Source organism: Proteus sp. NMG38-2 (assembly GCF_020640995.1).
GTDB lineage: Bacteria > Pseudomonadota > Gammaproteobacteria > Enterobacterales > Enterobacteriaceae > Proteus.
In genome coordinates, this window is sequence record NZ_CP085481.1 from 648,712 (window position 1) to 663,482 (window position 14,771).

Genomic DNA, 14,771 nt, shown 5'->3' on the forward strand with positions numbered 1-14,771 from the left:
TTCCAGAAAGCAGTCTAATTAAATGTAAGGAAATTAAATATGAATGGATTCAAAAAAGTGCTATTCAAAGATAATATAAATGAAATTGTATCAAAAATTGAAAATCATATAAAAGAAAATAATTCAGAACTTTTTTTTAAAGTACAATCTGTAAAAAGAATATTAACAGAAAATTATATATCTATTTTCATTTCTAAAAATGAGTATGCTGCGAATGAGTTTTTAGAAAAAATAGAGAATAGTTTTTCACTTTATCATAAAAATGAATTTACAAAACAGCTTGATTTAATTAGAAAAAAAATCAATAAAAGCATAGAGGAACTATTTGTTAATAGTGCAAAATTAGCAGGAAGAGGATCTAATAAAATAAAAAAAGAACGATTGGAATTATTAATGCAGCATAATGTTTCTGGTGATTACTATTTGGAATTTGAAAGTAAAAAGCTATTTATACAAATAGATAATGAAAATAATAGTTTTAAAATTATTGATTTTAATGGATGTGCTGAGTTTTTTTATGATAAAAATAGTCTAATAAATAAAAATAATTCTCTTATAAGTATTAAGAATGATGATAGCTTTTTATATTATCGATTTTATAATAAAAAAGAATATTCTGATCATTTTAATAATACGGAAAATTGGAGTATCAATAATAAAAACATTCTTGATATGATAATCAATAATATTAAAATTAAAGAAAAAATAAGTATCAATAAAGATATTAGTATTGAACTGAATGAGAGTTATTCGTATAAAAATATTTTTATTGTTAGAGATAACTTGAACAAAACAGAGAAAATACTGCATATATATGTCTCTGATATAGAAGAAGCATTTACAATTGCAAAATCTAAATATGAGCAAATAACTGATAGTGGAGAACATTTACTTTATAAAATCGGTACAGGTTGGTTTATTACTAAAATAAAACATAATGTTATGAAAAAGTTTTCACAATATACGGATCTATTAAAACCATTAGAAAAAATAATGAGCCGAGTTAATTTAATTACCTCAACAGAAACTAATTATGATTTTAGTCATATTCAAAATCTTAATGGATTATGTTATGGGCTGAGTTTGAACTATTTAGTCGAAGTTATAAATGGTGGTTTAGAAGGAGGGAATAAATATTTATTCTGGCTAAAGGAGAATGTACGATCTTATCAAAATGAACAAGAAATTATAGCCGATAAATTTGATTCAATTTTATTTAGTAGTATACGGGAATATGAAATATTAAATCTAATTAAAGAAATAAAAAGTATCATATTTTCTCAGCATTTCCAAATGGAAAGGTTAAGTGAAAAAGCACAATATTTTGTATTTGATTCAATAAAATCAAGTGAATATAGTAAAATTTTAGAACAACGAGGATTAAAAAGATCACATATAAGAAAAATAGCATATGATAAAAACAAAATTAATGAATACTTAGAGTACATCATAAAAAATAATGATAATTATTATGCTATTATTGGATTTAAAGATCATGCTATTGCTATTTCATATAAAAAATACTCTGAAAATTATTATAAATTTTCCTTGTTTGATTCTAATAGTGAATTATTAGAATATTCTAGTGTTGGATCTATAAATAAAATTTTAGCGAGTAAAATGGATTTTTATGGCTCACATGATATTGATAATGAAAAATATATTATTTTTGATGAGTATATAAATAATAAAGAATCAAATTACCGAAATGTATGGGATTATAATGATGTAGAGATAAATAAAGGTCTTGCTGAGAATATAAAGAAAATAGGTTTTGCATTACCCTTTGACGAAAATATTACAGGACGTGTTCTTCATTATAATGAACATCGTGATCTTATAGTTGAGCTAAAAAGAAACAATAAAATAATAGAAGTTGTTGTAAAGAATTCTAATTTTGATGAAGGGATTTATTTAATAAAAAATCATTTTTCTCAGATCGTAAAGAATGAAAAAGCCAGTAAAATTACTTTAAATAAAAATGATAATGGTGATATAAATATTCAAGAAACTGAGTTTGATAATTTTCAAAAAATAATAATAAACAAAAATTATATTGAATTTAGTGATGTATACTATCGTGATCTGATTAAGATTAATAGTTATTTATTAAAAGGAAGCAAATCTACTTTATTAAATGAAATAGTTTCTTTAATTGATATCTTAGAAGGAAATATATATTTTGATAAGTTGTCAGCAAGTTTATCTCTTATTAACAAAATAGAATGTTTTAATTATAATAATAAAGGTATATCTCTTTTTAATATATTAAATAAAGTAAAGGAAAAAATAGAAAGTAAGTTATTTTATGATAAGTTAATTTATGGGAAAGATAAGTTAATCGCCTTATCTAAAAAAAATAGTTTAGTTGCTGCAAAATTTTATCAATTAATGGTTAATGAAATTAATGAAATTAATGAAATTAATGAAGTTAATAAAGGTGTTAGTAATTTCATTTACAATAATATTATTGAAAGCCCTTATTTATCACTAGATGAAAATAGAAGTATGGGAGTTTATGGATATGATTATACTATTGAATTTAAAGAGAATTATCAATATATAGATGAAGTAATTAAAGGAATTGATATTCCAGAATTAAAAAATACTCTTTTATTAGAAGAAAAAAATAGATTACATTTAAAAGATAACTATAAGAAACTATTAGAATATAAAAATCATAATTATGTAAGTAAATTAATTGGCTTTATTGAAAATGAAATAGATTTAAAAAAAGGTAATAAATTAAGCTCTTATCAAGATTTGTATTTTGATTTTTTTATAAATCAGCAATTCACCAATAAAATGATTATTCATGAAATGGTTCAATTGGAAAACTATTTTCTTAATAATTACCGTGAAAAAAATTATGGATACTATCAAAATAATTTCTTTATTAATGAAGATGATCCTCGTGTTCTTTTAGAAAAATCACTTAATCAAAATAAAAATAAAATAGATTGTAGTTATTTATTATTTGATGATAGTAAAGAAAATTTAAATTTTTTATTTTCTGAAAATATTATCTTTACTGATAAAATCATAGATAATATTATTCTTGATAATATAGAAATGTATTATCAAGAAGATATTATAAATTATTTCTATAATGGTATTAAAAATGAAGAGCTAACCTCATACCTAAAAGATAAGCCAGAAGTAAGTCATCTTTTGGATTATTGTCTAAAAAATAGAATAAGAATAATAGTAACAGGAAATAGTGAAAGAAGTCTTTTTAATCAAGAATTAATTAGACAAAAGGATGAAGTCGAAAAACTATATAATATTATTTTAGAAAATCAATTTTTTAATGAAAAAACAATTGTTTTTGCAAAAAAGGATAAATTGTTAAGTCACCAATATGGTGATTTTTTTATTGAAGGAATTGCTCAACGACTAAATATGCCTATTTATCAAATAATTGATAATAGGTTATCTCTATCAAAGGATAACGTAATTGTTAAACCTTTAGTCAAACGACAACATATAGATAAACCTTTACTTGCAAATGTTCTACTATCTCATGTCATCATTCCTGAGATAGAATCTAATAATATAGAACCCATCTCACTTAATGAAAAAATAAAAAAAGAAAATCAAAAATTAACTGAAGGGTTATACCAATTTGTTTCTAAAATACATCCTAATTATCGTGATAATAAAGAATTTAAACTAGGCTATGAAAAAGATATTAAAACTGTTATTTATGACTATTCAGATAAAATCACAGTATTAGATATCTTTAATTACATTAAACTTAATCATTATGGGCTTAATCTTTATCAACTCGGTTCTATCATCAATAAAATTGATAATGTTAATATCAAACAGCATAGGGAAAAATTAAAGGAGCTCAGTGATAAGCTTATTAATAATGATATTTCCATAAATACTGCATGTGAAAAATATCAGTATGAGTTATCTGCTTTTTTTAACGTTTCAAGTAAAATAAAAATAAAAAATAAGTTAACACAAATGATACATGATCCGCTGATTAATAAAAAATTTAATCAATATTTAATGGGGGGAATAACATATCAACAATGGCAATCATTGATTTCCTTATCAGAAGGATCGCTGACATTAATTGAAAAAACAAATAAAACAATTGAGGTGATTCATGCAATTTATGATAATCCAACATTGATAAATAAATTAAGTTTGTTTTCAAGAAATTTACTTGATTCATTTTTTGATAGAAATAAAAAAGGTAATTTATACAGAGTGTTATTAGATAACATCTCTAATTTTGGAAACTATAAAAGGATAATAAGTTCACTTCAAAATATTATCACAATGATCCATCATAAAGAGATACTAAATTCATCATCGCCCTCTAAGGCTTTAGAAAAAGCAAGTAACTTTAATCAATTAAATATATTGGAGATGAATAACCAACCATTAATTAATAAAGAAAAATTAAAAATAAATGAACATTTTTTTGATAAGCAATTATTGGTCAATGTAGGAGCGATAATTAATGGAAAAAGTATCGATTTAATTGATCTTAGTAAAATAGATAAATGGGAGTCAAAACTCACCTTCGACCCTCATCATTTTAATGATTATTTTTTATCTATTTCTGGCAATGAAAAAGACAAACAGATAATTTCTCTATTTTCTTATTTGCTAAATAGTAAAGAAGATAAAATTAAATATCTACTTTCTAATGATACTAATAGAATTGATTATATTGTTGCTTATGAAAGATTAGCTAAAATTATTGATTTAGAAAATAAAGAATATAGTAATAATGATTGGGATTTATTAAGGAAACTGTCATCAATAATTCCACGACATATGAAAATAATAAGTAAGATTGGTTATGCTAATATTACTTATAGTATGTGGCAGTCAGTTAATTCTACGTTTATGCTGGCTGAACAACTTAGTAATCCATTGTTGACATCAAAAGAACGTCAAGAGATCATTAATAACCTTGCTATAATGTGGTCTGAAATGGTCTACAATGGTTTGTCTGAAGTAATTGAAATTTCATTAGCTAAAGGATTGCTAAAATATCGGCATAATCCATTGGAATATATTAATAAAATAAGCACAAAAATAGGTGTTGGGCTGAATATACTTTCTATTGGCTTCGATATTTATAATGCTTACGATAATTTTAGTCGAATTTCAGATGAAAATAGTGAAAAGCAACGTATTGATTATATTGTTAATGGATCTTTGGCTGTAGTGTCTGGATTGGTAACTTTGGGGGTTTCTATTGCGATGCTTGCAGGTTCAACTATTGCTGGCCCTATAGGTATTGTTGCAGGTGCCGTTATTGCTTTAGCAACTTCAATTTATACAGCAGCAAGGCTTATTGAGGAAGCAAAAACAAAAGTACATTTTACACCACTAGAAGAGCTGAATAATGGCTTTTATGCATTTTTGATGGGGGATCTTATACCAGATAAAAAAAATGAAATTATCTATTTGGAAACCAAAATGCAATTAGAATCATTGATAGATAAAAATGCAGCTAATTATCTTGAAGAAATAAGAAAGCAATTTAATTTTGCTCGTTATTTCTATACTAATGAGAAACAAATATATCAAGAATGTTATTATTATAAGATAGTGCCAAACCTAATGGGTAAGAAATTAGATTCAATTTTAAATCCTTTTGGTGAGTATGTTGCTCAGCGAATATCGTTAAATATGAGTCAAAAAGAAGCAGAAAAAATAGCAGCACTCTCTTATCATTTACGTTCGGAAAAAACAGAATATAAGTATTATCTACCTAAAGAAGCTATAGCCACAAATGAAATACTTATTTTTGATATGGATTTTTATATTAATGAATTGAAACGTTACTCTATAGATATTATTTCAGATGATAATTCACCTATATTCTCTGAGGTTGTTGATGATGATTTTTTCAGAAGAATAAAAACAACACGAGAAAATAGCATTCATCTATTTGGTGAAAAAAAAGTAACTAATGATTTAATAAAAGCTAATAAATATGAAAGATATTATAATTTGGGTTGGAATGAAAATGAGGTTTTTTATTTTAATACTCATAACGGTGATGATATTATTGTCGCTCCTTCAAATACTAAAAACACCTTTGATATTTATAATGGAACTAAAAGGATAAGTGGAGGAAATAAAGATGATACATTTAATTTATTTACTTCGAAATCACCTCTTTATGCTAGTCGTTTTTATGGGCGTGGAGGATGTGACACACTCCGTATTATTAAGACAAAAAATAAATATACGGGTTATGAAGTTAATTTATTAGATAATTACGTTAAGTTCAAAGGGTCAGAAGAAGAAACAAATAGCCAAAATTTCCACTCGAAACTTTTTCTTTATCAAGATAAGGATGGCTTTTACTCGAGGCAATTGATTGATTCTATGCCTAATATCGTATTACAAAATCAAAGTGTCATTGCTTATTTAGACAGTATTGAAAATGTTATAGGGAGTGAAACAGGCAATGATATTATTTATGGCAATCAAGAGGATAATTACTTAGATGGTGGTGGCGGGGCAGATTTATTATATGGATTAGGGGGAAATGATACTTTAGTATTACAGGAAGGATATGCTGAAGGTGGTGAAGGGAATGATAGTTATATTATTTTAAGAGCATCGTTAGAACAAAGTTATAATATTCAGTTTGAAACAATTATTAATGAAGATTCTCAAGATAATGCCAGTATTGTAAAATTGAATTATCGTTTTGATGAGATTTCTGCGATCCGTCGTTATGGAAAAGATATTTTATTTGATATGAAAGTGAATGATGGAAATAAAAATAATGATTTAATTTATCATTCAATAAAATTAAAAAATGTTTATAAAGATAAAGAAGGACAAGTATTATCTCATCGATATACTTTAGTTATGAATGACGGATTTATGCTAACAGCTAAAGAATGTACAAGTAGTAAAGATAATATATTTTATCAGTTTAGTTATTTACAACAATACAGTAGTAACAATAAGAATATTCAGCATTTTCATATAGATAATAATAATCACTCTTTAAGTATTTCATATCCTAATGAAATGATAATAATTAACTTATTACCCCAATTACATTACAGTGGATTTTCTGTCGATGAGAACATACGATTTACTATTGATGGCAATGATTGTGATAATTATTATCTTGGTATTACTCCTAATTCGTTAATTAAACTCAGTTCAGGTCATGATAGCTATCAAGTCAAAACATTTTTAGCGCAAAATAAACATGAAACAATCACTGTCTCTCTTTCTAACAATTCAAATAAATTAACTCCTGATTGTATTAGTAATTTTATTTTATCTGATATCAGTGGGTTTGATTTAAAGTTTCATAATGGTGTTTTATCTCACCGCTATCATCCGAATGCTCACCTGAAACTTGTATTTGAATTATCACATCTTCAATCTATTGTTGACTCTGGTATGAAAATTCGCCTAATTGATAAAGACAATGTCGTCTTTACTCTACCCACACAAGAGAATAAGCAACAATTGCTTATACCTACCGATGATTTAAATTTAGCTCTCAGCTCAGAAGATGATGTACTTATGATCCCTGGCTCACTGAGCTTAAATAAAGAGGCATTGCTTGCATATTCCCTTTATCCTTTTCACTCTGAATTAATATCGATCTCTACCTCCTTGCAAGAGCAACAAAACCAAGCAACCGATCTATTGTCAGTTCTCTACCTTATGGATGGGGATGATATTGTTGTTAATCACAATAAAAATAGCTCTGTGATAGATGCTGGTGCAGGAGACGATAGTATTGTGGTTAATCATGGGCATCATATTTTAATTGCTGGAGAGGGTAATGATAGCCTAAATGCAGGGAGTGGAAATGACCTTTTGATCTCGGGATCAGGCCTTGATTATTTAAGTGGGGGAACTGGCAGTAATGTTTATATTGTAAAAAAACGCTGTGGTGAAGTTATTGTTTATGATGAAGGTAAAAACAGCCATATTTTTATTTCTGGGTTATCTGAGCATGATAGGTTAATTTATTCTCAAATTGGTGATGAAAGGCAGTATAAAACACAAGATAACCAATTTACTTTAACCTTAAGGGTAAAAGAAGATGAGATTAATTCTTCAGTTACTGTTATTGAAAAGCAAAGCACGCTTTCTATACCATCTCTTGCTTTAATTATTCAAGAAATGGCTCAATTTAACGAGCAACAATTGGCAATAATGCAAGGTAGTGAATTTATTCCATCACCTATATGGTCACCTTTACCATTAGTGACAAAACATTTGTGATCTTCAATATAAAAAAACAGCACTTATGTTAGTGCTGTTTTTATTTGTAAGATAATGCGTGATCAATATTTTTATTTGACCAGTGATTCAGCACGTTTAAATACTAAGGTATTACCTTCAGATTCAGCAGCGTTAAATTGATAACCCTCTAAATCAAATTCTTTAAGTTGTGTTTTGTCAGTGAGTTTTTCTTGAATAATAAAACGGCTCATTAATCCGCGCGCCTTTTTAGCGTAAAAGCTAATGACTTTGTATTTCCCATTCTTCTCATCTAGAAAAACAGGTTTAATAATTTCAGCTTGGAGTTTTTTCGGGTTAACGGATTTAAAATATTCATCAGAGGCTAAATTAACTAAAACGTTATCACCTTGTGCTTCAATCGCTTTATTTAATGCTTCTGTAATGGTGTTTCCCCAAAATTGGTATAAATCACTGCCCTTGTTATTTTTTAGCTTTATTCCCATTTCAAGACGATAAGGTTGCATTAAATCCAGAGGGCGTAATACACCATATAAACCTGAAAGCATGCGTAAATGTTGTTGAGCAAATTGAAAATCATCTTCAGAAAAGAGTTCAGCTTGCATGCCTGTATAAACATCACCTTTAAATGCCAAAATAGCTTGGCGCGCATTTTCTGGTGTGAAATTAGGTTGCCACTCACCAAAACGAGCAGTATTTAATCCTGCGAGTTTATCGCTTATCTTCATTAAGCTTGCAATATCACTTGAAGATAACTTTCGACACTCTTCGATAAGTTGTTGGGAATATTTTAGCAATTCAGGTTGGGTGAAATGCGTTGTTGCTAAAGGCGATTCGAAGTCCAGTGTTTTAGCTGGTGAAATAGTAATTAGCATAATTCCCTCAATTGGCTATTTTAATGTTCATCAAATATAACAAATTCTTTCGATAATAGGCTAAATTATAGTAATAGGAAAAAACAATGGTTTCTCTTATTTGGGGTAAAAATCGACAATTAAAACGATTCAGCCTGCGATCTTCTTCTGTTTTTTTCCGCTTTTGTTTCGCGAAAACGTTTGGCATTCAAATAATTGCTTTGTATGAATCTAAGCGTCTTGTAGTGTGAGCAGTCCATGTTATTATCAATAGATATCCGCAGGTGACTGCAAACAGATTTACCTAGTAGATGAGATAAACAAAATGACCAACAAATTGACTTCTTTGCGTAAACTGACAACAGTTGTTGCTGACACTGGCGACATTGCAGCAATGAAACTGTATCAGCCTCAAGACGCAACTACCAACCCATCTTTAATTTTAAATGCAGCTCAAATTCCTGAATATCGTAAATTAATTGATGAAGCGATTGAATGGGCACGCTCACAAAGCGATTCTCGTGAACAACAAATCGTTGATGCTTGTGACAAGCTGGCAGTAAATATTGGTTTAGAAATTTTAAAACTGATCCCAGGCCGCATTTCAACAGAAGTGGATGCTCGTCTGTCTTATGATACTCAAGCATGTATCGAAAAAGCACGCCACTTAATGAAGCTTTATAACGATGCAGGTATTAGTAACGACCGTATTCTTATCAAATTGGCATCTACTTGGCAGGGTATTCGTGCCGCAGAGCAATTAGAAAAAGAAGGTATCAACTGTAACCTGACTTTACTGTTCTCTTTTGCTCAAGCTCGTGCATGTGCTGAAGCGGGTGTTTACCTGATTTCTCCATTTGTTGGTCGTATCATGGATTGGTATAAAGCCAATACAGATAAAAAAGAATTTGCACCTGCTGAAGATCCAGGTGTTATTTCTGTGACTGAAATCTACAACTATTACAAACAACATGGTTATAACACTGTTGTTATGGGCGCAAGCTTCCGTAATATGGGTGAGATTTTAGAATTAGCCGGTTGTGACCGCTTAACTATCGCACCAGCTCTGTTAAAAGAATTATCAGAAGCTGAAGGTGAAGTTGAACATAAGTTATCTTATAAAGGTGAAGTGAAAGCACGTCCAGAAGCTATCACTGAAGCACAATTCTATTGGGAGCATAATGCAGACCCAATGGCAGTAGATAAATTATCTGACGGTATTCGTAAATTTGCTGTCGATCAGGAAAAATTAGAGAAAATGATTGCGGATTTATTATAATTCGTCGTTAAATTCTTATAAAAATCTTAAATACCCATCTTTTACAGGTGGGTATTTTCATTTTTTTCTTCTCAAAATAACATTTAAGAAAATTTTAAGATTAAATTGATTGGAATATATTATTTATCCAGTAATAATTATAAAAATATATTATTAGAATACTCTATTTATTATTGGTGAATTATGAAAAAGATTGTCTTGGCAACGGTACTTGCATCGTTATTTTTCGGTGGCGCTGCAATGGCAGAGAGCAAAACCGCTTTCTCTTTACCTGCAATTGAAAAAAGTGCTGAAGGTGGAAATTCAGCGTCTCAATATCAATTGGGCGTAAAATATGAGAATGGCGAAGGTGTCGAACAAGATGCGCAAAAAGCGCTGGAATGGTATACCAAAGCTGCAGAGCAAGGTCATGCTGAAGCGCAGTTAAACTTAGCACTTATGTATGACATGAGCGATGATATTGATCGCGATGCAGAAAAAGCAGTTTATTGGTATAACAAAGCTGCGGTTCAAGGCGTTTCTTTAGCACAATACAACCTTGCTGTTTCTTATGACGATGGTGATGGTGTAAAGCAAGATCATGAGAAAGCCGTGTATTGGTATACTAAAGCTGGTGAGCAAGGTGATAGTGATGCGCAATACAATCTCGGTATCTCTTATGATGAAGGTATTGGTGTAGCACAAGATCATGAAAAAGCAGTTGTCTGGTATACAAAAGCAGCAGAACAAGGCCACTCTGATGCACAATATAATCTTGCTGTCTCTTATGATGACGGTGAAGGTGTAGAGCGTAACGGTGCTAAAGCTGTTTTCTGGTATACGAAGGCTGCAAACCAAGGTAATCGTGACGCACAAAATAACTTAGGTGTGATGTACGATGAAGGTGATGGTGTGGCTAAAGATGCACGTAAAGCCGTTGAATGGTACAGAAAATCAGCGATTCAAGGTAATGGTCTTGCACAAAACAATCTTGCGTTAAACTATTACTACGGTAAAGGCGTTAAACGTGATCTGAAAGAAGCCTATGCATGGTTTACTGTTGCTGTTGAAAATGGTGATGGTGATGAAGCAATGCTAAAACGTACTGCTCGTGCATTAAATGCAGCACAATTAGCAGAAGCTAAAAGTTTAGCAGCGTCTTATATAGCTAAATATATTGATGAATAATATTAATTAATATTATTTAGGATTAAAGAGGGGGAGCTTACGCTCCCTTTTTCTATTTTAGTTAACGATAAATAAAAATAGAGAGTTATCAATTTTTATTATCCGTTCTCAATAATCAAATATTAAACATCATTAATATATTGAGATTATTTTTAATTCTCTTGTGTTCTCATGGTAATATCTGCGCGCAAGTTAGATGGTCATTGATTAATTGAGGTTGATATGAATGAATTACGCATAGGGTTAGTTTCTGTTTCTGATCGCGCATCAAGTGGGGTTTATGAAGATAAAGGCTTACCCGCTTTAGAGGCTTGGCTAAAAACTGCGTTAACAACGCCTTTTCATATCGAATCTCGTTTGATCCCAGATGAACAATTGATGATTGAGCAAACACTTTGTGAACTTGTTGATGAATCAGGTTGCCATTTAGTGCTAACAACGGGAGGAACAGGGCCTGCACGCCGTGATGTTACTCCAGATGCAACATTGGCCATTGCAGATAGAGAAATGCCTGGTTTTGGTGAACAAATGCGCCAAATTAGCCTGAAATTTGTACCCACTGCAATTTTATCCCGACAAGTTGGTGTTATTCGTAACCAAGCATTAATTTTAAACTTACCCGGACAGCCCAAAGCGATTGCAGAAACGTTAGAAGGGTTAAAAGATAGCGAAGGCAAAGTGATTGTTAGTGGTATTTTTGCGAGTGTACCTTATTGTATCCAGTTGTTAGATGGCCCTTACGTTGAAACAAATGAAGATATTGTGAAAGCATTTAGACCAAAATCAGCCCGTCGTTCTACCTCTGCATAAATAATTTAAGAGGTTATTTAAACTGTTTGTTTGTATGAATGCTTGGAATTCATACTGTATTCAAGTAGTACAAAAATAACCTCATTCTATTTAATCTCTTTTTTTCTTTGTGATTTATTAAAAAACCTTTATTTTCAACTTGTTATACTCGCATTTTAAGTTAAGTCTTAAAGTTTGTATGTTAATTCACCGTGATGTTATTGGCGCTTGGTGTAATATGTTGATAAATAATGATTTTTAATTTATCTGGACTTGGCTGGATCAATTTTTTCGCATTTTTTGCATTTTTTTTTATGATTCCCCTTGATGAATGTATTTATGACCCCATCTTCTTTTCAACTGCAATTACCACTATTGAGTTGCGTTGATTTTATATCCGCTTTGAGATGATGTTGTTAAGTCTATTAATTTTTGACTTGAAAAATGAATATTCATCCTCATATAGATTGGTAGTCAAATTGATAAAGAATTCTCTTTGGAGGCGTTTAAATGGGTAAAATTATTGGTATTGACCTGGGTACAACTAACTCTTGTGTTGCTGTAATGGATGGCAAAACTGCCCGGGTTATTGAAAACAGTGAGGGCGATCGTACTACTCCTTCAATCGTTGCATATGCACAAGATGGTGAAATCTTAGTTGGTCAGCCAGCAAAACGTCAGGCTGTGACTAACCCACAAAATACTTTATTTGCCATCAAACGTTTAATTGGCCGTCGTTTTGAAGATGAAGAAGTTCAACGTGACGTTGCTATCATGCCTTACAAAATTGTTAAGGCTGATAATGGTGATGCTTGGATTGAAGCTCGTAACGATAAAATGGCTCCACCACAAGTATCTGCTGAAGTCCTGAAAAAAATGAAGAAAACAGCAGAAGACTATTTAGGTGAAGCAGTTACTGAGGCTGTGATTACCGTTCCTGCTTACTTTAATGATGCGCAACGTCAAGCAACTAAAGATGCGGGCCGTATCGCAGGTCTTGAAGTTAAACGTATTATTAACGAACCAACAGCGGCTGCTCTGGCTTACGGTTTAGATCGTGAAGTCGGTAACCGTACTATCGCAGTTTATGACTTAGGTGGTGGTACATTCGATATCTCTATCATCGAAATCGATGAAGTAGATGGCGAAAAAACCTATGAAGTTCTGTCAACCAATGGTGATACTCACTTAGGTGGTGAAGACTTCGATAGCCGTTTAATTAACTACTTAGTTGATGAGTTTAAAAAAGAACAAGGCATTGATCTACGTAACGATCCATTAGCAATGCAACGTCTGAAAGAAGCTGCTGAAAAAGCGAAAATTGAATTATCTTCAGCACAACAAACAGATGTTAACTTGCCATACGTTACTGCCGATGCAACAGGTCCTAAACACTTAAATATCAAAGTAACTCGTGCAAAATTAGAATCTTTAGTTGAAGATTTAGTTAAGCGTTCAATGGAACCAGTACGTGTTGCATTAGAAGATGCTGGCCTGAAAGTAAGTGAAGTTAACGACGTTATTCTGGTTGGTGGTCAAACTCGTATGCCAATGGTTCAGAAAACTGTTGCTGATTTCTTTGGTAAAGAACCACGTAAAGACGTTAACCCAGATGAAGCTGTTGCAATGGGTGCAGCTGTTCAAGGCGGTGTATTAGCGGGTGATGTTAAAGACGTTCTGTTACTTGACGTAACACCACTGTCTTTAGGTATCGAAACAATGGGTGGTGTAATGACTTCCCTGATCGGAAAAAATACCACAATTCCAACTAAACATAGCCAAGTGTTCTCTACCGCAGAAGATAACCAATCTGCTGTAACTATTCACGTATTACAAGGCGAACGTAAACGTGCTAGTGATAACAAATCACTGGGTCAATTTAACTTAGATGGTATTCAGGCTGCGCCACGCGGTATGCCACAAATCGAAGTTACTTTTGATATCGATGCTGATGGTATTTTGCATGTATCAGCTAAAGATAAAAACAGTGGTCGTGAGCAAAACATCACAATTAAAGCTTCTTCTGGTTTAAATGAAGAAGAAATCCAAAAAATGGTACGTGATGCAGAAGCCAACGCAGAATCAGACCGTAAATTTGAAGAATTAGTGCAAACTCGTAACCAAGCAGACCAATTAGTTCACGGTACTCGTAAACAAATTGAAGAAGCTGGTGATAAATTACCGGCGAACGATAAAGAAGCTATCGAAAAAGCGGTAAGTGAGTTAGAAATTGCTTCTAAAGGCGAAGATAAAGACACTATTGAAGCAAAAATTAAAGCATTAGTTGAAGCTTCTGAGAAACTGTTAGAAATCGCACAACAACAAGCACAAGCGGGTGCTGCAGGTAATGCTGCTGGCGCAGATGCAAGTGCGAAGAAAGATGATGATGTTGTCGATGCAGAATTTGAAGAAGTTGACGGCAAAGACAAGAAATAATGCCCTTAACGGGCCACGGT

6 protein-coding genes are annotated in these 14,771 nt (G+C 31.0%); 5 read left to right on the plus strand and 1 reads right to left on the minus strand.

Translation table 11 applies throughout. The features are described 5' to 3' along the window. Window positions 1-39: 39 nt before the first annotated feature. Window positions 40-8,247: an RTX toxin gene (locus tag LG402_RS03155; protein ID WP_227336414.1), complete on the plus strand. Its 8,208-nt coding sequence runs from the start codon at window positions 40-42 to the stop codon at window positions 8,245-8,247. Between the two features lie 71 nt (window positions 8,248-8,318). On the opposite strand, the gene yaaA is transcribed toward LG402_RS03155, so the two are convergent. Continuing rightward, complete coding sequence (yaaA, locus tag LG402_RS03160) at window positions 8,319-9,101, minus strand: peroxide stress protein YaaA (RefSeq protein ID WP_227336415.1); 783 nt, start codon at window positions 9,099-9,101, stop codon at window positions 8,319-8,321. Window positions 9,102-9,405: 304 nt separating this feature from the next. Between yaaA and tal the strand changes: the two genes are divergently transcribed. From tal to dnaK, 4 genes are all read left to right on the plus strand, one after another. Continuing rightward, complete coding sequence (gene tal / locus LG402_RS03165; protein WP_109371855.1) at window positions 9,406-10,359, plus strand: transaldolase; 954 nt, start codon at window positions 9,406-9,408, stop codon at window positions 10,357-10,359. A 183-nt stretch (window positions 10,360-10,542) separates the two neighbouring features. Beyond that, window positions 10,543-11,526: an SEL1-like repeat protein gene (locus tag LG402_RS03170; protein ID WP_166539439.1), complete on the plus strand. Its 984-nt coding sequence runs from the start codon at window positions 10,543-10,545 to the stop codon at window positions 11,524-11,526. A gap of 222 nt (window positions 11,527-11,748) precedes the next feature. Next, complete coding sequence (gene mog / locus LG402_RS03175; protein ID WP_109408064.1) at window positions 11,749-12,336, plus strand: molybdopterin adenylyltransferase; 588 nt, start codon at window positions 11,749-11,751, stop codon at window positions 12,334-12,336. A gap of 489 nt (window positions 12,337-12,825) precedes the next feature. Then, the gene (gene dnaK, locus LG402_RS03180; protein ID WP_166539440.1) at window positions 12,826-14,751 is read left to right on the plus strand and encodes a molecular chaperone DnaK; all 1,926 of its coding nucleotides are present in this window, start codon (window positions 12,826-12,828) and stop codon (window positions 14,749-14,751) included. Window positions 14,752-14,771: the final 20 nt, after the last annotated feature.